Consider the following 23,490-nt stretch of genomic DNA (forward strand, 5'->3'; position numbering starts at 1 on the left):
TTCCTAAATCGGGACAATCGAACTCCGAGCGATTGTCGGCATCCGCGCCGAGTTCCGGATCGGCACCGTCAGCAAGAGCGGTCCGTCCGGGTCATTCCGCAATCGTGATTGGCGTGCCGGTCCCCGGGAGAGGGGCCGTGCCGCCGGCTCAGGCAAGTTTAAGGGAGGCACGATGGCTCATATGAATTCACAACCGGCGGCGGAATCCGCGGCGCCGGTGACCGACGCGGTGCGCTGGACGCAGATCGTCGTCGGTATCGTCTGCATGGTGGCGGCGGCCAACATCCAGTATGCCTGGACGCTGTTCGTCCCGGAAATCCAGGCGACCCATGGCTGGACGCGCGCATCGATCCAGACCGCCTTCACCATCTTCGTCGTCGTGCAGACCTGGCTGACGCCGATCGAGGGTTACTTCATCGACAAGTACGGTCCTAAGGTGATCGTCGCCGCCGGCGGCTTCTTCACCGGCCTGTCCTGGATCGTCGACAGCTATGCCGGCACGCTCGCCATGCTGTATGTCGGTTCGGCCATCGGCGGCATCGGCGTCGGCTGCGTCTACGCCACCTGCGTCAACAACGCGCTGAAGTGGTTCCCGGAAAAGCGCGGTCTGGCGGTCGGCCTGACGGCGGGCGGCTACGGCGCCGGTTCGGCCCTGACCATCCTGCCGATCTCGGCGATGATCCACAGCAGCGGCTATCAGTCGGCCTTCTTCTGGTTCGGCCTGGTGCAGGGCGCCATCATCATCTGCGCCGCGCTGTTCCTGCGCATGCCGCAGAAGGAGCAGGTCAAGGCCTCCACCAAGGTCGCGCAGACCCGCCGCGACTACACGCTCGGCGAAGCGGTCCGCACCCCGGTGTTCTGGGTCATGTGGGCGATGTTCATCGGCACCGTCACCGGCGGCCTGATGGCTGTGGCCCAGCTGGGCGTCATCGCCCACGACCTGGGCGTGAAGGAAGCACCGGTCAGCGTCTTCGGCCTGACGATGGCGGCTCTGCCCTTCGCCCTGATGCTCGACCGCGTGATGAACGGCATCTCGCGTCCGCTGTTCGGCTTCATCTCCGACCACATCGGCCGTGAGGCGACCATGTTCGTCGCCTTCACCCTGGAAGGCGTCGGCATCATCATGCTGAGCCGCTTCGGCCACGACCCGATGATGTTCCTGATCCTCAGCGGCATGGTCTTCCTGGCCTGGGGCGAAGTGTACAGCCTGTTCAGCGCCACCTCGGCCGACACCTTCGGCACCAAGCATGCCGGCAAGATCTACGGCGTCCTGTACTGCGCCAAGGGTGTCGCCGCCCTGCTGGTCCCGCTGGGCAACCTGCTGATGGAAGCCACCGGCACCTGGGCGACCGTGCTGTACGTCACCGCCACCATGGATCTGACCGCCGCGGCCTGTGCGCTGCTGGTCCTGAAGCCGATGCTGGCCCGCCACCACGCCCGGAACGAGGAGTTGGCACGCCGCGCCGAACATGGCGATGCAACCCGCGCCGTCCCGGTCGGGGCCGCCGCCGGCACCGCCAACGGGTAAGGCGCAGTCGGGGGGCTTCGCTCGGAAGACTGACTGACGGATGCGGGCCGGGATGCGCGAGAGCGCCCCGGTCCGCATCGTTCATTCGATCCAGAAGGGACGGTCCTTCGCCTTGCCGGGCTTGCCGTCGGAATTGTTTTCGGCTTGGGCCGCCTGCTGGAAGCGGTCGGAGGAGAACAGGATGCCCGGCTCCTCTTCCGTCTCGTCCTTCTCCGGTTCGATCACGGTGAAGCCGCCGCGTCCGCTGGCCATGTAGACGGCGTGGCCGATCATGCCGGTCAGCGCGAGGAACAGAAGGGCCTGGGTCTCGATCATGGCGGTAACGTCCTTATCGGGAGGGGAGGGGGCATCGACAGGAACAGAGGGGACAGGAACAAAGGCAACAGGAACAACAGTGCATGAGGCCGAACGGCATCCGCCACGGACAGCGGCTGCCCACGGTGACGGTCCAGTCATGCTGTGCTGCAACATAAGCAGTCCGGCATGCTACCGCAAAAAGTTTTGCATACCAGATGCCGGATGCCTGACCTGCAACTTTGCCGCAGGGCCAACTGGCTGGCTCCTACCGCCGAAGAGCGGTTTGTTCCGCAACCAAAGTGGCCTTGCCGCTGTTCCCCGCCTGTCCTCCCCGCATCGGGCCGGGGGTAGGGCATCGCGATGGAGCGGCCATGATCCGGGACCTCTGGTACAAGAATGCGGTGATCTACAATCTGTCGCTGTCGACCTTCATGGACGCCAACGGCGACGGCGTCGGCGATTTCCAGGGGCTGCTGCGCCGGCTGGACTATCTGCACGGGCTGGGGGTGACCTGCCTGTGGCTGGGGCCGTTCCAGACCTCGCCGATGAAGGACGACGGCTATGACGTCGCCGACTATTACACTGTCGATCCGCGGTACGGCACGCTGGGCGATTTCGTCGAGTTCACCCATGCCTGCGAACAGCGCGGCATCCGGGTAATCATCGATCTGGTGATCAACCACACCTCCGACCAGCATCCCTGGTTCAAGGAGGCCCGCAGCGATCCCGACAGCAAATATCGCGACTGGTATGTCTGGTCCGACAGGAAGCCGGAGAATGCCGACCAGGGCATGGTCTTTCCCGGCGTGCAGAAATCGACCTGGACCTATGACCGCGAAGCCAAGGCCTGGTATTTCCACCGCTTCTACAAATTCCAGCCCGACCTGAACACCGCCCATCCAGAGGTGCATGCCGAGCTGCTGAAGATCATGGGCTTCTGGATCCAGCTGGGCGTCGCCGGTTTCCGCATGGACGCCGTGCCCTTTATCATCGCGGAGAAGGGGGCGGACGTCACCAAGCCGAAGGAGCAGTTCGGCATGCTGCGCAGCTTCCGCGAATTCGTGCAGTGGCGGCGCGGCGACGCCATGCTGCTGGCGGAGGCCAACATCCTGCCGGAAGACGACCTGCATTATTTCGGCAGCGACGGCGACCGCTGCCACATGATGTTCAATTTCCAGGTCAACCAGCATCTGTTCTATGCTCTGGCAACCGCCGACACCGCGCCGCTCGCCAAGGCGCTGGAGGTGACGAAGCCGCGTCCGGCCACCGCCCAATGGGGCACCTTCCTGCGCAATCATGACGAGCTGGATCTGGGCCGGCTGACCGAGGAGCAGCGGCAGGCGGTGTTCGCCGCCTTCGGGCCGGACAAATCGATGCAGCTTTATGACCGCGGCATCCGCCGGCGGCTGGCGCCGATGCTGAACGCCGACCGGCGGCGGATCGAGCTGGCCTACAGCCTGATGTTCACCCTGCCGGGGACACCGGTCATCCGCTATGGCGACGAGATCGGCATGGGCGACGACCTGTCGCTGCCCGAACGCAACTGCGCCCGCACGCCGATGCAATGGTCGGACGAGCCGCATGGCGGCTTCACCAAGTCCGACGAGCCGGAGACCCCGGCGATCAGCGGCGGCGTCTTCGGCTATGAGCGGATCAACGCCGCCATCCAGCGCCGCGACCCGCAATCGCTGCTGAACTGGACCGAGCGCATCATCCGCATGCGCAAGGAGTGTCCCGAAATCGGCTGGGGCGATTTCCAAATCCTGAAGACCGGCCGGCCGGAGGTGCTGGCCCTGCGCTACGACTGGCGCAACAACGGGGTGGTCGTCCTGCACAACCTGTCGGACAAGCCCTGCGAGATCGTGCTGGACGTGGACGGCCATGGCGAGGGTTGCCGGCTGGTTAACCTGCTGTCGGAGGACCACAGCGAACCCGATGCCAAGGGCCGCCACCATCTGGTGATGGAGGCCTACGGCTATCGCTGGTTCCGGGTCGGCGGGCTGGACTATCTGCTGCGGCGGACGGAGTCGGACGGGAAGCCCGGTGAGGAGGTTCAGGCGACGTCCAGCCGCACCGGGGCATCCTCGTCGTCCCGGTCATAGGCGGCGCGGGCCTCCAGCATCTGCGCGATGTGGGTCTCGGCCCACATCCGCAGCGGCACCAGCGTTTCGGCCAGCGTGGCGCCCAGCGGCGTGATGGAATATTCGACGGTGACCGGCACGGTGGCGAAGGCCTTGCGGCTGACCAGCCCATCGCGCTCCAGGCTTTTGAGGGTTTGCGACAGCATCTTCTGCGAAATGCCCTCGATCTCGCGGCGCAGCTGGTTGAAGCGCATCGGCCCGCTTTCCAGCAATCCCAGGATCAGCACCGTCCATTTGTCGGCGATCCGGTCCAGCGCCTGCCGGGTCGGACAGGCGGAGGCATAGGCGTCGGGCAGTTGATCCACCTCCGACGGACGCTTGCCGCCCAGCCCCAGCAGGGTCCTGTCCATCCGCATCCACTCCCAGTTCAGTCATCCAGGCCGGCGACCCGGCGGTTACGCGCGGGTGACCATGTCACGAAAAGGTGCCTTCTTTACACCAGATTTCCAAAGCGGCATCAAGTCACCATTGGAAACCTAGTTCGAGGACACCCGCCATGAACGTCGCCATCATCGGTGCCGCCGGCCGCGCCGGCAGCCGCATCCAGGCCGAACTGCTCCGCCGCGGCCACAGCGTCACCGCCATCGTCCGAGATCCCTCCAAGGTGGCTGCCGCCCCCGGCCTGACGGTGAAGGCCGGCGACGCCAACGACGGCGAGACGCTGGCTCCGCTGCTGGCCGGCCATGACGCGGTGGTCAGCGCCGTCATGTTCCTGATGAGCGATGCCGAGACGCTGATCGGTGCGGCGAAGCGTGCCGGCGTGCCGCGCTATCTGGTGGTCGGCGGCGCCGGCAGCCTGGAAGTCGCGCCGGGCGTGCGCGTGCTCGACCTGCCGGAATTCCCCGAAATCTACAAGGCCGAGGCCACCAAGGGCGCCGAGCTCCTCGACCGCCTGAAGGCCGAGCCGGCGCTGAACTGGACCTTCCTGTCGCCCTCGGCCGAGTTCGTGCTGGGCGAACGGACGGGCAAGTTCCGCCTTGGCTCCGATGGGCTGCTGGCGGACGAGACCGGCCGCAGCTGGATTTCCTACGAGGACTTCGCCGTGGCGCTGGTCGACGAGATCGAGACGCCGAAGCACGAGCGCAAGCGCTTCACGGTGGGGTACTGAGCGCGGCCGGGGTATCTCTCCGGTAGGTTGTCCGGAGCAGGGGGCTGCAATCGCTCGTTTCCCCTCCCATGTCTTCGGCAAGGGCAGATCAAGCCCGGCATGACAGACATGGGAAGGAACGGAATGGCTCTGATCCCCTGCGCCGCCTGCGGCCACACGATCTCCACCGAAGCTCCGTCCTGCCCATCCTGCGGACACCCTGGGGCGAATGTACCGAGGGGTGGCCGCGACGGGATGGCGCGGATCGCCGGGACTGTCGCCGGCTCCTACATCTCGGCGCAGATGCTCGCCAGCATCATCGTCGGCTCGGTCGCCATCGTCAGCTTCGCCGCCATCATGATCGCGATGATCCTGAGGGGGTGAGGCCCGGCAACCAGGGCCGGCAGCGGAACTGCCGGTCTACCGCCGTCCGAACAGCCGCTCGATATCCGCCAGCTTCAGCTCCACATAAGTCGGCCGGCCGTGGTTGCACTGGCCGCTGTGCGGGGTCGCCTCCATCTGGCGCAGCAGGGCGTTCATCTCGTCGACGCTCAAGCTGCGGCCGGCGCGGACGCTGCCGTGACAGGCCATGGTCGCGCAGACCTCCTCCAGCCGCTCCTTCAGCGACAGGGCGTCGCCCAGTTCGGACAGCTCCTCGGCAAGGTCGCGGATCAGGTTCTTCACATCCGACTGGCCGAGAAGGGCGGGCACCTCGCGCACCATGACGCAGCCGTGGCCGAAGCCCTCGATCACCAGACCGAGTTCTGCCAGTTCGGCGCTGCGGCCCAGCAGGCGGTTGGCGGACGGTTCGTCCAGCTCGATCAGTTCGGGGATCAGCAGCGCCTGGCGCTTCACCCCGCCTTCCAGCAGGGCGGTCTTCATCCGCTCGTAGACCAGCCGTTCATGGGCGGCGTGCTGGTCGACGATGACGATCCCTTCGCGGGTCTGCGCCACGATGTAGGTGGTGTGGACCTGCGCCCGCGCCGCGCCCAGCGGGTGGCTGTCGGGCGGCGGCTCGGGCTTGTGCGCGGAAGGATCGGGGGCGCGGTATTCCGGCGGGCGGGCCGCCGGGGCGAAGCCGTTGCCGAAGCCGCTGAGCCGGCCTTGCAGCGGCGGCAGTTCAGACTGGGTCGGCGCCTGGAAAGCGGCGGAGCGCTCGGCAAGACCGCGCGGGACGGATGTGGGCGTGTAGGAACCGGCCCAACCGCTCCCTGTCCCGCCGCCCGATCCACCGCCGGAGCGGCCGTAGGGCAGGGGGGAGGGGGTGAAGCCGCTGTCGGTGTCGCCGGCAGGTTCCGGCCGCAGGGCGCCCAGCGTGGCTAGGCCGACGGTGGTCGACGCGCGGTGGCCGGCCTCGGCCAGCGCGTGCTTCAGCGAGCCGACGATCAGGCCGCGCACCAGACCCTGGTCGCGGAAGCGCACCTCGGCCTTGGCCGGGTGGACGTTCACGTCGACCTCCTGCGGGTCGATGTCGAGGAACAGCGCCAGCATCGGGTGGCGGTCGCGCGGCAGGAAATCGGCGTAGGCGGCGCGCACCGCGCCCACCATCAGCTTGTCGCGCACCGGCCGGCCGTTGACGAACAAATGCTGGTGCTTGGCGGTCGGACGGTGCAGGGTCGGCAGGCCGATCCAGCCGGCCAGCGACGCGCCCTCGCGCACCGCAGTCACCGGGACGGCATTCTCCTGGAAATCGCGGCCCATCAAGGCACCCAGCCGGGTCAGCCGGGCGTCCAGAAGGTCGCCCTGCGCCGCGCTCAGCCGCAGCCCGCCGCGCCCGCCGTCACTGAGCGTGAAGGCGACGCCGGGATGGGCCATCGCCAGCCGCTCCAGGCAATCGGCGATGTGGTCGTATTCGGTGCGCGAGGCTTTCAGGAATTTCAGCCGGGCCGGCACGGCGGCGAACAGGTCGCGCACCTCGATCCGCGTGCCCTGGGCCAGCGCCGCCGGCTGCGGCTGGCCCTTGGCGCCGGCATCCACCGTCAGGCTCCAGGCGCTGTCGGCATCGCGGGCGCGGCTGGTGATGGTCAGGCAGCTGACGGCGCCGATGGAGGGCAGCGCTTCCCCGCGGAAGCCGAGAGACCGGATGTCGAGCAGGTCGTCGCCCGGCAGCTTGGAGGTGGCGTGGCGTTCGACCGCCAGCACAAGCTCGTCCGGCGTCATGCCGCAGCCGTCGTCGGTGACGGCGATCAGCGACTTGCCGCCATCGCGCGCCACCACGTCGATGCGGGTGGCGCCGGCGTCGATGGCGTTCTCCACCAGTTCCTTCACGGCGGCGGCGGGACGTTCGACCACCTCGCCGGCGGCGATGCGGTTGACCAGTGTTTCTGGGAGCAGACGGATCGGCATGCCCATAGATATAGTGCCGACCGTTGGCCGACACCACCATCTTCGGGCAGCTATTCGCGCTTACAGACCCTTCAGGGCCTTCATGTAATCGACCAGCTTGCGTTCGTAGAAGGGCTGCGGCGGCTGGTAGCGGGCGACGAGGCCGGCCTCCTCGGTCAGCTTCACCACGAGGCCCATGCAGGAAACGTCCACCGGGTCGCCGCCGATGTCGAACTGCAGGCGGAAATCGAACTTCTGCTTGGCGATCAGGTCGCCGTCATAGGGGCGGATGCGGAAGGAGCCGATGACGAACTCCTCCGGCACATATTCGTGATGGTCGATGACGATCTTCGGCGGGGTGGAGGGGCGCTCCTTGCGCGGCTCGGCTGCGGACTTCGCGCCGCCCGGCTCCTTGTTGCCTCCAGAGAATTTCGACAGCCAAGACATGAAGAGCGACGTCCTCTTGTTCCGAAACCCTGAAACCATACCGACATATTCAGACAGTTTTGGGGGCACATCGTTTAACAACGGTTAATGACGTAAGCATTCGTTACGGCCCGGTAATTTTCGTGCCCGGGCCCTGCATTGACACTGCCGGCCTCGCTGACGGGGCCGTGATTTTCGGGGTTCCTCCTCCCTGCCGCTGCAGTTGCGGTCATGCTAGGCTTCGACCTCGTCCCGTTGCCACCCGCCCGTTGCAGTCCGTTGGGGGAACCGCCATGCCTCTGTTGCCGGTGATCCGCGATTTCGCCGCGGAGGCGTCGGATCCCCGGCGCTATGCCGCGCTCGACGGCGGCTGGTCGCTGGCGGTTGCCGACGTCACCGGCAGCACACAGCTTGCCACGCAGGGACGCCATCGCGACGTGAATTTCGTCGCCGCCGGGGTGGTCGCGGTGCTGTCCAACGCGGTGCGCATCGGGCAGGAGCCTGCCGCCTGCCAGTTCGGCGGTGACGGTGCCATCGCCGCGGTGCCGCCGGGGAGGGAGGACGGAGCGCGGGCGGCGCTGTCCGCACTTGCCCACTGGTCGGCGGAGGTGATGGACGTGCCGCTGCGCGTCGGGCTGGTGCCGGTGCAGGCTCTGCTCGACCAGGGGCTGGAGGTGATGGCGGCACTGCACGATGTCGGCAACGGCAACAGCTTCGGCCTGTTCCTCGGTGCCGGGGTGGTGGCGGCCGATGCCTGGGTGAAGGAGGATGCGCGCTGGCGCCTGCCGCCGCAGCAGGGGCCGCTGCCCGGGCTGGAGTCGGTCTCCTGCCGTTGGAACCCGGTGCCGCCGCGGCGCGGAACCGTGCTGTGCGTGATCGTCGATGCGGTCGATCCGGGGGCCGCGGGGCTGCTGGAGCTTGCCCGCGTCCAGCGCGCCATCGAGGCCATCGTGCCCACCGCCGGCGCCGCCCCGCTGGGGGCGGGGGAACGGCTGGAAGCGCGCTGGCCGCCGGACTGGCGCTCCCTGCTGATGGAGGCGCGCGGCGGCCGGGATGGCGACGGTCTGGGCACGCGCATCGGCCGGGTGGGCAAGGCGCTGGCCGGGTCGGGACTGCTGGTCGTGCTGTTGAGGCTGGGCCTGTCGCTCGGCAATTTCGACCCGCAGCGCTACCGACGCCGCATGGCGGAGCGTACCGATTTCCGCAAATCGGCCGGCGGGCCGCGGCTGGTGCTGGACGTGACGGAGGGGGAGGCCGACGCCATCGAGGCGCTGCTGGCCCAGGCGGCGCAGGCCGGTTCGATCCGCTACGGCACCGCGCGGGCCGATGCGACCACCGTCACCTGTCTGGTCGGCGACGTGACGGCCGACCGCCATGTGCATTTCGTCGATGGGGCCGGGCTGGGGTTCTGGCGCGCCTCTGTCATGCTGAAGGCGATGAAGGCGCGGGAAAAGGCAGGGCAGGCGACGGAACCGGAGCTCGCCGCCGCCCTGTCGTGATCCAGCCGGTCAGGCGGTGATGTCGACGCCCTGCGAGCCGCGCGGCGTCAGGCTGGCGAACAGGCTCTGCGCGCCGGAGAGGTCGCCGGAGCTGAGCGAACTGCTCAGGCTGCTCAGGTTCTTCTTGAGGGTGCCCAGGAAGTCGGTGGAGCCGCTGTCGTCTCCGCTGTCGCTGTCGGCGGCGCTCTTCAGCATATCCGACAGGGCCGACAGCGAGTCCTGCGCGCCCGACACGTCGCCGGACTGCAAGGACTGGGCGAGGCTGCCGACGGTGCTGCGCAGCTCGTCCGACCCGCCGCCTTCGCCCGGCGGCGGGCCGTTCGGCGGCGGGCCGCCGGCTCCGCCAGGACCACCGGAGCCACCGGCTCCGCCCGGACCGCCGCTGGGCGGGCCGTTCTTGGACATCGCCTGCTGGACCTGGCCGATGTCACCGCTCTTCAGCGCCTCTCCCACGCTGGACAGCAGCTTCGACAGCGGGTCCTTACCGGTGCTGGCGCTGGTGCTTGACCCGCTGCTCGTCCCGCTGCTGCTGCCCTGCTTGTCGGACTGCAGCTTCGACAGGGAGTCGTAGGCGGACTGGACGGCGGTCATGTCGCCGGATTCCACCGCCTTCTTCAGGCTGTCGACGCCCTCGCGGATCTCTTTACCCGGCCCTTGCGGCCGCTGATAGGTCTGGCCGACGGCCGACGCACTCACCATGGATACCGACATGGCACTCTCCAACGGATAGCCTCACAAGAGGCAGTACGTCGGAGACATGCGACTCCTGCGCGTTGGAAAGCGGGTTGCCGGCCGTTTCGATAAAATTGTCGGAAATGCCGCAGGCGGGGATCAGATGCGGCCGGGCACCCGCCGTCCGACGCCATCCGACGGCACGATCTCGGTTCCGACCGGCCACAGCGCCAGCAGCGCAAGCTTCAGATGCGCCCAGGCGAAGGGCAGGCCGATGATGGTGATGGCGAGCCCCACCGCCGAGATCAGATGGCCGAGCGCAAGCCACCAGCCGGCCAGCACGAACCACACGATGTTGCCGATGAAGCCGAGCGCGCCGGTGCCCATGTCTTCGCGCCCGCGGAACTCATCCCGGCGCACGGCGGTTTGTCCAAAGGGGAGCAGGGTGTAATGGGCGATGGTCAGGGCGGAGCGGGCCCAGGGCAGGCCGATGATGGACACGGCCATCAGGACCGCGGCCAGCAGCCAGCCGAGCGCCATCCAGATGCCGCCCGTGACCAGCCAGAGCAGATTGAGGAGAAGACTGAGCAGAGGCATGACACGTAACCCTCCCTTTCGCCGCAGATGTGGGGACGCTCATACGGCGCGCCTAGAGGTGGGCCGGACAGATATCGGCAAATGCGAAGATGGGGCACCCCGTCCGGCGGCGCGAAAGAGGGGGAGCCTCATGCCATCCATGCCTTGAACCGGATCCGTGCGGCCCACAGATCCGAATCAGGCATCATGACGACGCATCCGGACGGGCCCTTTGCCGGCAGCACCGCCGGCGGGCCGCCTTCCGGATCACACGGATCGGAGGCCGCATGAACGAGGCTTTGAACACCGACGCCGGCGCCGACGCGCCGAACATGCCGGGCGAGGGCGAATCGCTCTCGCCGGTGGTCGCCGCCATCCTCGGCACCGCCGTCGCGGCTGCGGCCAAGCGCAGCGGGAATGGCGACGTGGTCCGCGGACTGATCGCGGGTCTGCGCATCCTGCGCGCCACCGTCGAGGAAGAGGCCGGCTACACCATGGCCGCCGCCGTCGACAACGCCATCCGCACCCGCCTGCTGGCCGACAACCTGTCGCGCCTGCGCGTCAGCGGGGAGAAGCCACAGGCCGTCCCGCTGCCGGATCCCGGACCGGGCGCCAGCGCCGCCGCCGCCATCTTCGAGAGCGCCGCGGAATCCTGCCTGACCGTCAACGCCCATGCGGAAGACAACGGGCCGCTCGAAACCGCGGTCTTCGCCTTCACCGCACAGTTGCTGCAACAGCTGGGGGGAGCGCCGGAATGGCGCAGCCTGGCCGGCGAACTTCGCCGCCCCCTGGCGGTCGCCCCCGACCCCGAAGGGGAGGAGGTGACGCTGCATTGACCGGTCGCCATGGCCGTTGTCCCGGCCGGCGACTGGGCCGGTGATCGGCAGGCTGACCGCCTGTGATCGAAAGCGGCCGGGAGCCGGCCGGCAAGTCATGGAATTTGCTTTGCTTTTGTCGTGTTTCGACGGTGGCTGAAACCTTTTGCGGGCAGGGTGGGGTTTTAGCCCCTTTTCAGGGTTTTGCCCGATTTATCGAACGGGACGACTTCGGTTCGGCTTCGTTACGGTTGGGTTCGGCGGTGGGACGGTCCCATCGCGGAACGCCACCATCGGGGACCCGACCGTGTTCTTTCACACCCAGCCTTCCACCGTCCGCGCCGGACGGGCAGACACCGCCCGCTGTCCGGTGAACGGTCTGACCGCGGACGGGGTGGGTGCTGCCTGGGCGGGAGACCGCACGGCCGACCGTGCCGGCGATCCGTCCGGTCGGCGGGTGATCTTCCTTCATCCCGGCAAGGGGGCGTGGTGGCGCCTGCTGGACCATGTTCCGGCGGGCCAGGAATGGCTGACCGTGCCGGCCGCCGCCGGAGCGGCGATGTTGTCCCCGCTGCTGGTGGAGCGTGGCGGGCGCCGGCCGGTTCTGGTCGCCGGTGCGGTGACGGCGCCGCTCGCCATCGCCGCGGCGCTGGATTTTCCGGAACAGGTCGGCGGCGTGATGATCGTCGACGATGTCGGTGCCGACTCGCCGATGCGCCGGCGCTGGAACGCACTGGCCGCCTGCTTCGGCCGGCCGTTGCCGGCGATGCCGACGGGCGATCTCGGGGACCTTGAATCCGAACTGCCGGCGGTGCGGGTGCCGGTGACCCTGATTCAGGGCAGCGACCCGGCCGGGCTGTTCATGCGGCTCGAAAGCGGGCTGACCGGGTGCCGCACCCTGACGGTCGTCGCCATGTCCGACGCCGCCGCCATCCGCCCGCGCACCCATGCGACCGAACTGCGCGGCGCCCTGCTGGCGCTGGTCTCCGCCGTGGAGCGGGCGCAGCGGTAGGAAAGACGGGTTTCCTGTGGGGAAGGCGATTGCGGGGGAGGCTGTCCCGAACCCTTACAGGCTCTGCTGGGCGGTCAGTGCCGCCTGGGTGCGGTTGCGGACGCCGAGGTGCCGCAGGATGGCGGTGACATGGACCTTCACCGTGCCTTCCGTCAGCCCCAGCTCATGGGCGATCTGCTTGTTCGATTTGCCGTCGCGCAGCCGGGCGAGGACGTCGCGCTGACGCGGGGTCAACTGGTCGCCGTTGGCATTGGCCATCCCGGCATTGTCGTCCACCGCCTCGCCGGAACCGTGCCCGCCATAGCCGCCATGCGTCTGTTCGACACGGTCGGCGCCGCGGATGGCCTGTTCGGGAAGATAGATTCCGCCGGCGAGCACCAGCTGCAAGGCGCCCAGCAGGACCTTGGCGCTGGAGGATTTCGGGATGTAGCCGGCAGCGCCGTTTTCCAGGGCGGCCAGCAGGTCGGACCGCTTTTCCGATCCCGACACCACCACCAGAAGCGCCTTCGGCAAGTTGGCATGAATGTCGCCGAGAGCCGAGAAGCCAGTCCAGCCGGGCATCCCCAGATCGAGCAGGATCAGGTCGAACGGTCTGGTGCCATCGCACAGCGCCCGCACCTCGTCATAGGTGCTCGCCTCGAAAAACGTCATGTCGGCGTCGAATTGCGCCAGGAGTCGGCGCAGACCGTCTCGGAACAGCAGGTGATCGTCGGCGATCAGCACGTTCATCGCGGGCATTTCCAGAAGGTTGCGGCGATCTCACGCCGGGATGGCGTCATCGGCCCGCAGTTCACATAAGCACGTCCATTCTCACGCTGTAGTTCGCTTTTGGTCTTAGACCGCTTCCTCTATGCCTGCCGCCCTTACCGGCCATGGGACTGGCGGAGCTTTGCCACGGGCTGCCCGGACGGCCTGCGGAAACGGAAGAGCGCCGCAAAAGGCAACGTCCCGCTCCGCCGGCCGCCTGCCCCGGATGGAAGGGGCGGACGGCCGGGACGGAAGGCGGGCGGGGCCATTCGGCAGAGCGGTATGCCGATCCGTCGGATCGGGCGGCAATCAGACGGTGGCGGCGACGCCGGTTTCGGCGGCCTGATCGCCGATGCCGTTGTTCAGCGCCCAGATGGCGGCCTGGGTGCGGTTGGAGGCGTTGATCTTGCGCAGCAGGCTCTTCAGGTGAACCTTCACGGTGGCTTCCGTGATGCTCAGGTGATTGGCGATCATCTTGTTGCTGTTGCCGTTCAGCAGGCAGCGCAGGATCTGCACCTCACGCTGCGACAGGCCCTTGCGGCGGGTCGGCAGTTCGGCGCCCATGTCCTCGGTGCGGCCGCTGACCAGCAGCGCGGCGAGGTGGGTCGGGAACACCTTCTCGCCCATCATCACCAGCTTCAGCGACTGCATCAGCGCCTCGCAGGCGATGTCCTTCAGCAGGTAGCCGCCGGCACCGGCACCGAGGGCGGCCGACAGGCGGCGGGTTTCCAGATCGTTGGTCAGAATGACGATACGGATCGACGGGTGTTCTTCGCGCAGGCTGCGCATCGCTTCGACTTCCTCGTCGGCGCCGCTCGGCAGGTCGATGAGGATCAGGTCCGGGTTCTGGCCGGTGCCGAGCGTCGACAGGCCCTCGCGCAGGCTGCCGGCCTCGCCGACGACGTTGAAGGGGGTGCCTTCGAACAGACGCTTCATGCCCTCACGGAAAAGCTTGTTGGCATCGATGAGGAAAACGTTGATGGCATCCATGGTCCAAGCCCGCCTTTTGTTCCGTTCCGATCAAAGTCGCGCCGGGTGGCGCTTCGGAGGCATCCCCGACCTTCCGCTCCTGCGTCCGGTCCGCTCCCCCTCAGGGTTCGGGGGTGCCTCCTTGTGATCCATAGATACCCCCGATTTGCGCCGCGCAAAATTTCGCTTAGGTAAATTTCGCGTCGAGCAATGGGCATATGCCCTAAGCCTGGATAAGACAAGATGAGGACATAATGCAGCTTGCCCTGGTCAGCTGGAATAACTGTCTGTGACAGAAAAGGGGAAATCGTTAACGGTCGTGCCGTGACTTCGTAAGGACACTGAACGATAGTGTCGGGTGACTTTCACGACGAAGGTCCTCTGCCGGGCAGAACTACGTCATCGCCCGATGGTTGGAGTCCTATATCCCGGAAATTTGCCATTAGGCATAAGCGTGGCCGTGCCGCTCTGCGTCACCGGGCGGGGTATGCCGCCATCGACGGGGGTCGTGCCGGGGCGTTCTGTGCTGTATACGTTCCAGCCGCGACAGAGCATTCGCACGCTTCCGCCGATTTTTCCGTCCATTCCCTTTCGTCCATCCCCAGGCCGGGACGCCATGTCAGACGCTTATGATGATGATCCGTTGAGCCACGCCGCTCCCGCCGCCGGTCCCGCTTCGGGATTCCCGGCCGCAGCGCAGCGCTTCGCCTATCTGGACGGGCTCAACCCGACACAACGGGCGGCGGTCGAGGCTCTGGACGGGCCGGTCCTGGTGCTGGCCGGCGCCGGAACCGGCAAGACGCGGGTGCTGACCGCCCGGCTGGCCCATCTGCTGATGACGCGGCGCGCCGCCGCCTTCCAGATCCTGGCGGTGACCTTCACCAACAAGGCCGCCCGCGAGATGCGCGAGCGTGTCGGCCATCTGATGGGGATCGAGCCTGAGGGCTGGTGGCTCGGCACCTTCCATGCGCTGGCCGCCCGCATCCTGCGTCGCCATGCCGAGCTGGTCGGGCTGAAGTCGAACTTCACCATCCTCGACACCGACGACCAGGTCCGCCTGATCAAGCAGCTGCTGCAGGCCGAGAACATCGATTCCAAGAAGTGGCCGCCCCGTCAGGTGCTGGGCGCCATCGAGCGCTGGAAGGACCGCGGCCTGACCCCCGACCGGCTCGGCGACGCCGACGGCGGCGACGTGGCGGGCGGCCGGGTGGTGGCGATCTACCGCGCCTATCAGGAGCGCCTGCGCACCCTGAACGCCTGCGATTTCGGCGACCTGCTGCTGCACAACCTCGCCATCTTCCAGAACCATCCGGACGTGCTGGCGGAATATCACCGCAAGTTCAAATATCTTCTGGTCGACGAGTATCAGGACACCAACGTCGCTCAGTATCTGTGGCTTAGGATACTGTCGCAGGCACATAAGAATATTTGTTGCGTTGGCGATGAAGATCAGTGCCTGATCGCCGGCACCCCGGTCACCATGGCCGACGGCAGCCGGCGGGCCATCGAGGACATCGGCGCCGGCGACGCCGTTCTGTCCAACTATGGCAGCGGCGACCTGCGGCCGGCCATCGTCGCACGGACCCACGCGAAGCCATACCGCGGAGAGGCGGTGGTCATCCGGACCAGTGCCGGGCGCCGGATCGTCAGCACGCCGGAGCACGTCCACTTCGCCGGCTATCGCCTTGGACTGACGCCCCAGACCTATTTCACCTATCTGATGCACAAGGAAGGGACCGGCTGGCGACTTGGCACGTCGCAGGTCTACACGGCCGGACAGGTCAAGCCGATGGTCGGTTTCATGCAGCGTCTGTTGCAGGAACGGGCCGACGCCTTGTGGATCGTCGGAACGCACAGCAGCGAGAACGACGCGCGGGCCGACGAATACATCGCCTCCCTGCGATACCAGATTCCGACCTTGCCGTTTGTCCCGCGCAGGGGCAGGTCGGAGAATGGGCTGGTTCAGGATGCCGCCTATCTGTCGAAGGTGTTCTCATCCTTCGACACCGATGCGGGCGCCGCGCGGCTTCTCGCCGACCGCGGGCTGCCGATGGATCACCCACACCACCGTCCACGCTCGCGCAATGCCAGCCGGCGGAACGTCGTGCTCACGCTGTGTGGCGATCGGCGCGGCCCGACGCCGATGCATCGGATTTCCATCGTCGGCAACGACGAGCCGGGAAGTGCGGCACTGAGGGAGCTCGGCTTCAGCGTGCGTGCCGCGAAATCAGGATCCGACAGCTGGCGCGTGGAAACGGCGAACAAGGATTATGGGCAGCTGATCGGCGAGGCGGAACGGGTCCGCAGCGCGTTCGGATCGGCGAACCTGATCCGTATGGCGCGGCTTGGGACCAACCTGGGCGACGTGACGGAAGCGAACTCTCTTCCCTTCACGCCGGCGGCTTCGGTTCTTCCGGGGATGGCGATGTTTGCCGAGGACGGCAGTTACGACATCGTCGCCTCGGTGGAGCGTGAGTTCCATGAAGGGACGGTCCACGATCTGGATATCGAGTCGACCCATAATTTCTCCGCCGACGGTGTCTTTACCCACAACTCGATCTACGCCTGGCGTGGTGCCGAGATCGGCAACATCCTGCGCTTCGAGACCGACTTCCCCGGCGCCACCATCGTCAAGCTGGAGCAGAACTACCGCTCCACCGGCCATATCCTGGCGGCGGCCTCCGGTCTGATCGCCAACAACCAGGGCCGTCTCGGCAAGACGCTGTGGACCGAGGCCGACGGCGGCGAGCCGATCAAGGTCAAGGCGGTCTGGGACGGCGAGGAGGAGGCGCGCTGGGTCGGCGAGGAGATCGAGACTCTCCAGCGCAAGGGCACCTCCCTGGCGCAGATCGCCGTGCTGGTCCGCGCCGGCTTCCAGACCCGCGAGTTCGAAGAACGCTTCATCACGCTCGGCCTGCCCTACAAGGTGCTGGGCGGTCCGCGCTTCTACGAGCGGCAGGAAATCCGCGATGCGCTGGCCTATTTCCGCGTCGTCAATTCCGGCGACGACGATCTGGCCTTCGAACGGATCGTCAATCTGCCCAAGCGCGGCGTCGGTCCGGCGGCGATGCAGAGCCTCTACACCGCCGCCCGCGCCCGCGGGCTGTCGCTGACCGAGGCCGGCTGGGCGCTGACCGAGACGGACGAGCTGAAGCCGAAGCTGCGCGCCACCCTGCGTGGGCTGTTGCAGGATTTCTTCCGCTGGCGGACGCTGATGGCGACGGTGCCGCACACCGAGCTTGCCCGCACCGTCCTGGACGAGTCCGGCTACACCCGCATGTGGCAGGAGGACAAGACGCCGGAGGCTCCCGGCCGGCTGGAGAACCTGAAGGAACTGATCACCGCCATGGCGGAGTTCGAGAACCTGCCGGGCTTCCTGGAACATGTCGCGCTGGTGATGGAGAATGCCGAGGCCGCCGGCATCGAGCAGGTCACGGTGATGACCCTGCACGGCGCCAAGGGGCTGGAGTTCGACCATGTCTTCCTGCCGGGCTGGGAGGAGGGCGTGTTCCCCAACCAGCGCGCGCTGGACGAGACCGGCATCGCCGGACTGGAGGAGGAGCGGCGGCTGGCCTATGTCGGCCTGACCCGTGCGCGCCGCCGCGCCTATGTCAGCCATGCCGCCAACCGCCGGCTGTACGGCAACTGGGTCAGCGCCGTCCCGTCCCGCTTCGTCGAGGAGATCCCGCAGGACAATGTGGAGGCCGAGGCGGCCAACGGCCTGTTCGCCGGCAGCGGCGGGCGCGGCGGTTTCGGTGGCGGGGCAGGGGCTTACGGGGCCGGCGGGTCGGCGGGCGGTTTCGGCGGCGGCTTCCAGTTCCGCGGCTCCACCCGTCAGGCGCCGACGCCCAAGACGATCACGCTGGACCAGGGCGCCTATGCGGTGGCGCCGCGGCCCCGGCCGGATTCGCCCTTCGCCAAGGGCGCGCGTGTCTTCCACCAGAAATTCGGCTACGGCACCGTGGTCGGCGTGTCGGAGGACAAGCTGGAGATCGACTTTGACCATTCCGGCAGCAAGAAGGTGATGGACAGCTTCGTCATTCCCGCCGACAAGGCGGGCTGATCCTAAGCTGCGCCCGCCGGCAAGGTGCGTTATGCCGGAACGCGGCACTGGACGGCTTGCCGCACTGTGACGGCCGTCACAGCCGCGGTCACCGCAGCCGCCCAAGATCGCAGCGGTGCAACGGAGCCGGAGGCCAACCACCGTGTTCGGAACGGGCAGCGTCAGTTACGAGGTTCAGAGCCGCCGCGAAGGCCGTTGGCGCATCGAGGGGGCCTATACCGACCAGGAGGCTGCGCTGTCGGCCGCCCGCTCGCAACTGGCGGCGAAGGGCGTGGAAGAGGCGAAGGTGGTGAAGTTCCGCACCGTCGCCGGCCTGTCGCTGGAAACGGTGATCCTGCACAAGACGGTGCCCCAGACCCAGCGCAAGGGCCTGACCCTGGGCGGCACTGCCGAGGGTGCGCCTTTCTGCCGCACCCCGGACGACCTGCGCGGGTTCGAAAGCCGGGTGGTGATCGGCCGGCTGCTGCGCCCCTATCTGGATGCCCAGCGCATCACCCCGACCGAACTGCTGCATTCCTGGCCGCTGTTCCGCCGGCTGGAGGAGCAGGGGGCGCTGCTGGGTGCCGCCATCCATGCCGCCGCCCGCCACCATGCCGATGTCCACGGCGTTTCCCACGCCGCCCGCGCCCGCGAGTTGCGCCAGCTGGTGGAGGCGGTCAGCGGGGCCGCCCGCGACGCCCTGGCCGAGCGGCGCCGGCTGCCGCACTTCGATGCCGCCGACCTGCCGGGCACCAGCCGCGCCATCGACGGAGCGGTCGGGCATGAGGGCCATGACGCGCTGTTCCTCATGCTGCTGTCCCAGCATCTGGAGGCGGGCGGACCGCTCGCCGGGAAGCTGGACATGCTGCTGGCGCTGACGGGCGACGATGTCGAGCCGCGGCATCTGGTCCTGCTCGACGGCGTGATCGCCGACATCATGGGATCCGCCGACACGGTGAAGGAGTTGCTGGGCGCCCAGCCGAGCCTGCATGCTGGACTTGGCGCCCTTGCCGACGCCCTGTTCGACCGCGATCCCGACCCGGCGTTGGTGCCGGCGCCGGCGCCGATGGCCCCCTCGCTGCGCCGGGTCTGCCGGCTTGCCCTGGAAGGCCGCCTGCCGCAGAGCCGGGCCGTCCTGGTGGAGCGCCTGCGCCAGAGCATCGCCGGCGACCAGCCGCTCGACCGCCGCGACGCCAAGGTGGAAGCGGTGCTGACCCATGACCTTGCCGCCCGGTTGAAGGGGGCGGACGGTGCGACGCTCGGCGGAACGGCCATGGAAAAGGCGCTGGAGCGCCGTCTGCTGCGCCATCGCCAGTCGGTCCTGCGCGCCCAGGGCATGCACGACATCGCCGACCGGCTGGCAGGTCGTTAGGAGGACGGCCGGTAAGGGTTTTCATCGAAACGGGACGGTCTCCGGAATCCTTGGTCTCTTTCGGGCTTGATGCTAAAAACGCCGCTTGTCGTTCTCGCGTCGTCGTCGGAAAGCCCCTGTCATGTCGCAAACCCCGCTCTGGCGCATCGCGCTGGTCGTTCCCGAAGCCCATGTGCCGGCCTTCGCCGAGGCGGTGGGGGACCATGCCGATGCGGTGTCGACCTTCGAACTGGAGGAGGGCGGCGACTGGCTGGTGGAGGCGACCCTGTACGGCGCCCCGGACGAGCCGCGTCTCCAGTCCCGCGTCGCCGTGCTGGCCAAGGCGCTGGGCATCGAGGAGCCGAGGCTGGCGGTGGAGAACCTGCCGCCGATCGACTGGGTGTCTCACAGCTACCAGGGCTTCCCGCCGATTCGCGCCGGGCGCTTCTTCGTCCACGGCTCCCATCATGAGGGCATCGTGCCGGCCGGCAGCATCCCGCTGTTGGTCGACGCCGCCACCGCCTTCGGCACCGGCGAGCATGGCTCGACCAACGGCTGCCTCCAGGCGCTCGACCGGCTGTCGCGCCATCTGAAGCTGCCGCGCGGCGGCCGGCGCGGCGCGCTCGACATGGGCTGTGGGTCTGGCATCCTGGCGCTGGCGGTGGCCAAGCGCTGGCGCGTGCCGGTGACGGCGGTCGACATCGACCCGGAGGCGGTGCGCGTCACCCGCATCAACGCGGCGCTGAACGGGCAGAAGGGCATGATCCGCGCCCAGGGCGGCGACGGCTATCACACCCGCATCGTCGGCCGGCACAAGCCCTACACCCTGATCACCGCCAACATCCTGGCCCGCCCGCTGTCGCGCATGGCGCCGCAACTGCGCCGCCACCTGAAGAAGGGCGGCTATGCCGTGCTGGCCGGCCTGCTGAACCGGCAGGAACGCCACGTCATCCAGGCCCACCGCAACCAGGGCCTGCGTCTGGTCGCGCGCATCCCGGTCGGGGAATGGACCACACTCGTGGTGAAGCGCTGATCCAGGGGGCGTCAAGTCAGTGAGGCGTTAATTCGGGGGCCGTTGAAACAAAAGGGCCGGCTCGCGACTTCCCCTAGGGACGATGTTCCGAAATCTTGCTGGGGAGCCACCATGCTGAACCGCATCCGGTCCTTGTTCACGGGCGACGACGGCGTCGAGCCGGGCGAGGACGCCCTGCAGGCCGCCGCCGCCGCCCTGATGGTCGAGGCCGCGCGCACCGACGACACCATCTCCGAGGCGGAGCGCGACCGCATCCTGTCGGTCGTCCGCAGCCACTTCAAATTGAGCGAGGAGGAGGCGCAGGACCTGCTGTCCGCCGCGGTGTTCGACACCGAGGACGTCTCGCCCTATCTCCGCTACGTCAGCGTCATCATGGACCGCTGCCCGCCCGGCCACCGCCTCTGGATCATCGAGATGCTGTGGGAGGTGGCCTACGCCGACGGCGTGCTGAACGATCTGGAATCGAGCCTGCTGCGGCGGATCGGCGGCCTGCTGCACATCTCCGACGTCGAGCGCGGCGAGGCCCGCAAGCGCGTGCTGGCGCGTCTGGGGCTGCCGGACGACGCCGGGCTGCCGGTGTGACGGATCGGGTGGGGACGACCGCCCCACCCCAACCGGCCCCACCCCAACCGGCCCCACCCCAACCGGCATAGCCACCACCCCGCCGCTTGCGCAGGGCCGGCGGGGTGCCTAGCCTGTGTCCACAGGATTCACTCTTCCGAGGAACAGGTTCCGTGCCCAGCGCGATTCCCTCCGCTGCCTATCGTGGCGACGACGCCCTTGCGACCCTGCTGACCGAGGCCGGGACCGGCCGGTCTCCCGCCGATGTCCGCGCGCTGCTTGCTGGCGTGCTGGCGGCGCCGGAGGGGGAGGAGCCCGCCGCCTGGACCGTCCTGGTTGGCGAAAGCCTTCCGCCGGCCCTGGCCGACCAGCTCCAGGCGCTGAAGGCGCAGCTCGCCGCCGAGGCGCCGACGGCCAATCCCGGTCCGGCGCAGCGGCTGGACGATCTGCGCGCCGCGCTGAAGCGCCGCGACCTCGACGGCTTCATCGTGCCGCGCGGGGACGAGCATCAGGGCGAATATGTCCCGCCGCGCGCCCAGCGGCTCGGCTGGCTGACCGGCTTCACCGGCTCGGCCGGCAATGCGGTGGTGACAACCGACCGTGCCGCGATCTTCGTCGATGGCCGCTACACCCTCCAGGTCCGCAGCGAGGTGCCGGCCGAGCTGTACGAGTACAGGCATCTGATCGAGGACCCTCTGGCCGACTGGATCGTCGCGGCGCTGCCCGAAGGCGGACGCTTCGGCTTCGACCCCTGGCTGCACACCATCGGCTGGGTGGAGAAGACCCGCGCCGCCCTGGAGCGCGCCGGCATCCTGCTGGTGGCGTGCGAGGACAATCCGCTCGATTCGGTGTGGCAGGGCCAGCCGCCGGCCCCGCTCACCCCGGTGGTGCCGCAGGACGAGGTCTTCGCCGGCGAAAGCTCCGCCGACAAGCGGGCCCGGCTGGCCGACGAGCTGGGGCAGAAGGGCATCGCCGCCGCGGTGCTGACCCAGCCGGACAGCATCGCCTGGCTGCTGAACATCCGCGGCGCCGACGTACCCTGCACGCCGCTGCCGCTGTCCTTCGCCATCCTGTCCGCCGATGCGTCGGTGGAGCTGTTCCTCGACCCGCGCAAGCTGGCGCCGCAGACCCGCGCCCATCTGGGCAATCGGGTGCGGGTGCGGCCGGTCGAGGAGTTCGGCGCCGCGCTCGACGCCGTTGCCCGCGGCTCCGCCCGCGTGCTGGCCGACCCGACCTGCACCTCGGCCTGGATCGTCGACCGGCTGCATCTGGCCGGCGCCCGGGTGGAGCGCGACGGCGATCCCTGCGCCCTGCCCAAGGCCTGCAAGAACGCGGCGGAGCTGGACGGCACCCGTGCCGCCCATGTCCGGGACGGCGCCGCCCTCGTCCGCTTCCTGCACTGGTTCTCGGACGCGGCGCCGACCGGCACCCTGACCGAGCTGGAGGTGGTGGAGCGGCTGCTGGCCTGCCGGCGGGAGAACGAACGCTTCCGCGGCGTCAGCTTCGACACCATCGCCGGAGCCGGGCCGAACGGCGCCATCGTCCATTACCGGGTGACGCCGGAGACCGACCGCCGGCTGGAGCCGGGCAGCCTGTTCCTGCTGGACAGCGGCGCCCAGTATCTGGACGGCACCACCGACGTCACCCGCACGCTGGCGGTCGGCGAGCCCGACCCGGCGATGGCGGCGGAGATGCGCGACCGCTTCACCCGCGTGCTGAAGGGCCACATCGCCCTGTCCACCGCGCGCTTCCCGCGCGGCACCACCGGCTCCCAGCTGGACGTGCTGGCGCGTCTGCCGCTGTGGCAGGCGGGGCTGGACTATGACCACGGCACCGGCCACGGCGTCGGCAGCTTCCTGTCGGTGCATGAGGGGCCGCAGCGGGTGTCGAAGGTCGGCAACACCGTCGCCTTGCAGCCGGGCATGATTCTGTCCAACGAGCCCGGCTATTACAAGACCGGCGCCTACGGCATCCGCATCGAGAACCTGATCGTCGTCCAGCCGGTGGAGGAGCTGGCGGGTGAGCTGGCCGGGGCCGAGCGCCCGATGCTGGCGTTCGAGCCGCTGACCCTGGTGCCGGTCGACCGCGCGCTGATCGAGCGGGCGCTGCTGAGCGACGCGGAGGCCGCCTGGGTCGACGCTTATCATGCAAGGGTGCGCGAGTCGCTGTCGCCGCTGCTCGACGATGCGGCCCGCCGCTGGCTGGAGCAGGCGACCGCACCCCTGTGAGCGGAGCGGGCGGCCGTGGCAATTGTCGGCCGGAGGCTGGGGGCGCCCCTGATTCCGCAAGATGTTGCCGCCCGTGGTAACACGTTCTTTACCCAGCTGCTTCAGTGTGACCCAAGGGGATGACTTTTGGCGGCAGTTAGGGCACTACAGTCGGCATCACTTCCCGGATTACGGCGCAGCC

At 68.3% G+C, this 23,490-nt stretch carries 20 protein-coding genes; 12 read left to right on the plus strand and 8 right to left on the minus strand.

The annotated features are described in order from the left end of the window. Positions 1–181 precede the first annotated feature (181 nt). Positions 182–1,528 carry an oxalate/formate MFS antiporter gene (oxlT, locus tag CRT60_RS26270; RefSeq protein WP_098739470.1) on the plus strand — a complete coding sequence of 449 codons (1,347 nt, stop codon included), beginning with the start codon at positions 182–184 and terminating at the stop codon, positions 1,526–1,528. A gap of 81 nt (positions 1,529–1,609) precedes the next feature. Here oxlT and CRT60_RS26275 read toward each other — a convergent pair whose 3' ends face one another. Next, positions 1,610–1,843, minus strand: a complete 234-nt coding sequence (locus CRT60_RS26275) for a hypothetical protein (RefSeq protein ID WP_098739471.1) — start codon at positions 1,841–1,843, stop codon at positions 1,610–1,612. Positions 1,844–2,196: 353 nt separating this feature from the next. Between CRT60_RS26275 and CRT60_RS26280 the strand changes: the two genes are divergently transcribed. Further along, positions 2,197–3,927 carry an alpha-amylase family protein gene (locus CRT60_RS26280; RefSeq protein WP_098739472.1) on the plus strand — a complete coding sequence of 577 codons (1,731 nt, stop codon included), beginning with the start codon at positions 2,197–2,199 and terminating at the stop codon, positions 3,925–3,927. Here CRT60_RS26280 and CRT60_RS26285 read toward each other — a convergent pair. Next, positions 3,879–4,316 (minus strand): winged helix-turn-helix transcriptional regulator, encoded by a 438-nt coding sequence (locus CRT60_RS26285; RefSeq protein ID WP_098741038.1) that lies wholly within the window; start codon positions 4,314–4,316, stop codon positions 3,879–3,881. The genes CRT60_RS26280 and CRT60_RS26285 overlap by 49 nt on opposite strands. A gap of 146 nt (positions 4,317–4,462) precedes the next feature. On the opposite strand from CRT60_RS26285, the gene CRT60_RS26290 reads away from it, so the two are divergent. Beyond that, the gene (locus CRT60_RS26290; protein WP_098739473.1) at positions 4,463–5,074 is read left to right on the plus strand and encodes an NAD(P)-dependent oxidoreductase; all 612 of its coding nucleotides are present in this window, start codon (positions 4,463–4,465) and stop codon (positions 5,072–5,074) included. Positions 5,075–5,197: 123 nt separating this feature from the next. Beyond that, a complete protein-coding gene (locus CRT60_RS26295) occupies positions 5,198–5,437 on the plus strand; it encodes a hypothetical protein (RefSeq protein WP_098739474.1) in 240 nt (79 codons plus the stop codon). A gap of 36 nt (positions 5,438–5,473) precedes the next feature. Here CRT60_RS26295 and mutL read toward each other — a convergent pair whose 3' ends face one another. Both mutL and CRT60_RS26305 read right to left on the minus strand, forming a co-directional pair. Then, positions 5,474–7,399 carry a DNA mismatch repair endonuclease MutL gene (mutL, locus tag CRT60_RS26300; RefSeq protein WP_098741039.1) on the minus strand — a complete coding sequence of 642 codons (1,926 nt, stop codon included), beginning with the start codon at positions 7,397–7,399 and terminating at the stop codon, positions 5,474–5,476. 60 nt (positions 7,400–7,459) lie between these two features. Then, positions 7,460–7,825 (minus strand): hypothetical protein, encoded by a 366-nt coding sequence (locus CRT60_RS26305; protein ID WP_098739475.1) that lies wholly within the window; start codon positions 7,823–7,825, stop codon positions 7,460–7,462. Positions 7,826–8,097: 272 nt separating this feature from the next. Between CRT60_RS26305 and CRT60_RS26310 the strand changes: the two genes are divergently transcribed. Then, a complete protein-coding gene (locus tag CRT60_RS26310) occupies positions 8,098–9,303 on the plus strand; it encodes a DUF3095 family protein (protein ID WP_098739476.1) in 1,206 nt (401 codons plus the stop codon). Positions 9,304–9,312: 9 nt separating this feature from the next. On the opposite strand, the gene CRT60_RS36290 is transcribed toward CRT60_RS26310, so the two are convergent. Then, a complete protein-coding gene (locus tag CRT60_RS36290) occupies positions 9,313–10,014 on the minus strand; it encodes a hypothetical protein (protein WP_098739477.1) in 702 nt (233 codons plus the stop codon). Positions 10,015–10,134: 120 nt separating this feature from the next. Continuing rightward, positions 10,135–10,572 carry a YccF domain-containing protein gene (locus tag CRT60_RS26320; protein WP_098739478.1) on the minus strand — a complete coding sequence of 146 codons (438 nt, stop codon included), beginning with the start codon at positions 10,570–10,572 and terminating at the stop codon, positions 10,135–10,137. A gap of 266 nt (positions 10,573–10,838) precedes the next feature. Between CRT60_RS26320 and CRT60_RS26325 the strand changes: the two genes are divergently transcribed. Together CRT60_RS26325 and CRT60_RS26330 are read left to right on the plus strand one after the other, a co-directional pair. Continuing rightward, positions 10,839–11,387, plus strand: coding sequence for a hypothetical protein (locus tag CRT60_RS26325; RefSeq protein ID WP_098739479.1), 549 nt, complete (start codon positions 10,839–10,841; stop codon positions 11,385–11,387). Between the two features lie 286 nt (positions 11,388–11,673). Further along, positions 11,674–12,378, plus strand: a complete 705-nt coding sequence (locus tag CRT60_RS26330) for an alpha/beta fold hydrolase (RefSeq protein ID WP_098739480.1) — start codon at positions 11,674–11,676, stop codon at positions 12,376–12,378. Between the two features lie 54 nt (positions 12,379–12,432). Here CRT60_RS26330 and CRT60_RS26335 read toward each other — a convergent pair whose 3' ends face one another. Beyond that, on the minus strand, positions 12,433–13,107 hold the full coding sequence (locus CRT60_RS26335; RefSeq protein ID WP_098739481.1) for a LuxR C-terminal-related transcriptional regulator: 675 nt from the start codon (positions 13,105–13,107) through the stop codon (positions 12,433–12,435). 327 nt (positions 13,108–13,434) lie between these two features. Further along, complete coding sequence (locus CRT60_RS26340) at positions 13,435–14,115, minus strand: LuxR C-terminal-related transcriptional regulator (protein WP_098739482.1); 681 nt, start codon at positions 14,113–14,115, stop codon at positions 13,435–13,437. 595 nt (positions 14,116–14,710) lie between these two features. On the opposite strand from CRT60_RS26340, the gene CRT60_RS37235 reads away from it, so the two are divergent. The 5 genes from CRT60_RS37235 to CRT60_RS26370 all read left to right on the plus strand — a co-directional run bounded on the left by CRT60_RS37235 (position 14,711) and on the right by CRT60_RS26370 (position 23,309). Beyond that, positions 14,711–18,157: a UvrD-helicase domain-containing protein gene (locus tag CRT60_RS37235; protein ID WP_244592766.1), complete on the plus strand. Its 3,447-nt coding sequence runs from the start codon at positions 14,711–14,713 to the stop codon at positions 18,155–18,157. 142 nt (positions 18,158–18,299) lie between these two features. Then, positions 18,300–19,508: a hypothetical protein gene (locus CRT60_RS26355; protein ID WP_098739483.1), complete on the plus strand. Its 1,209-nt coding sequence runs from the start codon at positions 18,300–18,302 to the stop codon at positions 19,506–19,508. 121 nt (positions 19,509–19,629) lie between these two features. After that, entirely contained in the window at positions 19,630–20,520 is an 891-nt protein-coding gene (locus CRT60_RS26360) for a 50S ribosomal protein L11 methyltransferase (protein ID WP_098739484.1), read from the plus strand. A gap of 111 nt (positions 20,521–20,631) precedes the next feature. After that, a complete protein-coding gene (locus CRT60_RS26365; RefSeq protein ID WP_098739485.1) occupies positions 20,632–21,102 on the plus strand; it encodes a tellurite resistance TerB family protein in 471 nt (156 codons plus the stop codon). Positions 21,103–21,254: 152 nt separating this feature from the next. Then, on the plus strand, positions 21,255–23,309 hold the full coding sequence (locus CRT60_RS26370) for an aminopeptidase P family protein (protein ID WP_098739486.1): 2,055 nt from the start codon (positions 21,255–21,257) through the stop codon (positions 23,307–23,309). Positions 23,310–23,490 lie beyond the last annotated feature (181 nt).

The sequence above is a fragment of the Azospirillum palustre genome (genome assembly GCF_002573965.1).
GTDB classification, from domain to species: domain Bacteria; phylum Pseudomonadota; class Alphaproteobacteria; order Azospirillales; family Azospirillaceae; genus Azospirillum; species Azospirillum palustre.

Coding starts and splice junctions, on each gene's coding strand:
- CRT60_RS26280 (WP_098739472.1), top strand. CDS start 2,197: ATGATCCGGGACCTCTGGTACAAGAATGCGGTGATCTACAATCTGTCG.
- oxlT (WP_098739470.1), top strand. CDS start 182: ATGAATTCACAACCGGCGGCGGAATCCGCGGCGCCGGTGACCGACGCG.
- CRT60_RS26335 (WP_098739481.1), bottom strand. CDS start 13,107: ATGAACGTGCTGATCGCCGACGATCACCTGCTGTTCCGAGACGGTCTG.
- CRT60_RS26285 (WP_098741038.1), bottom strand. CDS start 4,316: ATGGACAGGACCCTGCTGGGGCTGGGCGGCAAGCGTCCGTCGGAGGTG.
- CRT60_RS26295 (WP_098739474.1), top strand. CDS start 5,198: ATGGCTCTGATCCCCTGCGCCGCCTGCGGCCACACGATCTCCACCGAA.
- CRT60_RS37235 (WP_244592766.1), top strand. CDS start 14,711: ATGTCAGACGCTTATGATGATGATCCGTTGAGCCACGCCGCTCCCGCC.
- CRT60_RS26340 (WP_098739482.1), bottom strand. CDS start 14,115: ATGGATGCCATCAACGTTTTCCTCATCGATGCCAACAAGCTTTTCCGT.
- CRT60_RS26275 (WP_098739471.1), bottom strand. CDS start 1,843: ATGATCGAGACCCAGGCCCTTCTGTTCCTCGCGCTGACCGGCATGATC.
- CRT60_RS26290 (WP_098739473.1), top strand. CDS start 4,463: ATGAACGTCGCCATCATCGGTGCCGCCGGCCGCGCCGGCAGCCGCATC.
- mutL (WP_098741039.1), bottom strand. CDS start 7,399: ATGCCGATCCGTCTGCTCCCAGAAACACTGGTCAACCGCATCGCCGCC.
- CRT60_RS26320 (WP_098739478.1), bottom strand. CDS start 10,572: ATGCCTCTGCTCAGTCTTCTCCTCAATCTGCTCTGGCTGGTCACGGGC.
- CRT60_RS26305 (WP_098739475.1), bottom strand. CDS start 7,825: ATGTCTTGGCTGTCGAAATTCTCTGGAGGCAACAAGGAGCCGGGCGGC.
- CRT60_RS26325 (WP_098739479.1), top strand. CDS start 10,839: ATGAACGAGGCTTTGAACACCGACGCCGGCGCCGACGCGCCGAACATG.
- CRT60_RS26310 (WP_098739476.1), top strand. CDS start 8,098: ATGCCTCTGTTGCCGGTGATCCGCGATTTCGCCGCGGAGGCGTCGGAT.
- CRT60_RS26360 (WP_098739484.1), top strand. CDS start 19,630: ATGTCGCAAACCCCGCTCTGGCGCATCGCGCTGGTCGTTCCCGAAGCC.
- CRT60_RS36290 (WP_098739477.1), bottom strand. CDS start 10,014: ATGTCGGTATCCATGGTGAGTGCGTCGGCCGTCGGCCAGACCTATCAG.
- CRT60_RS26365 (WP_098739485.1), top strand. CDS start 20,632: ATGCTGAACCGCATCCGGTCCTTGTTCACGGGCGACGACGGCGTCGAG.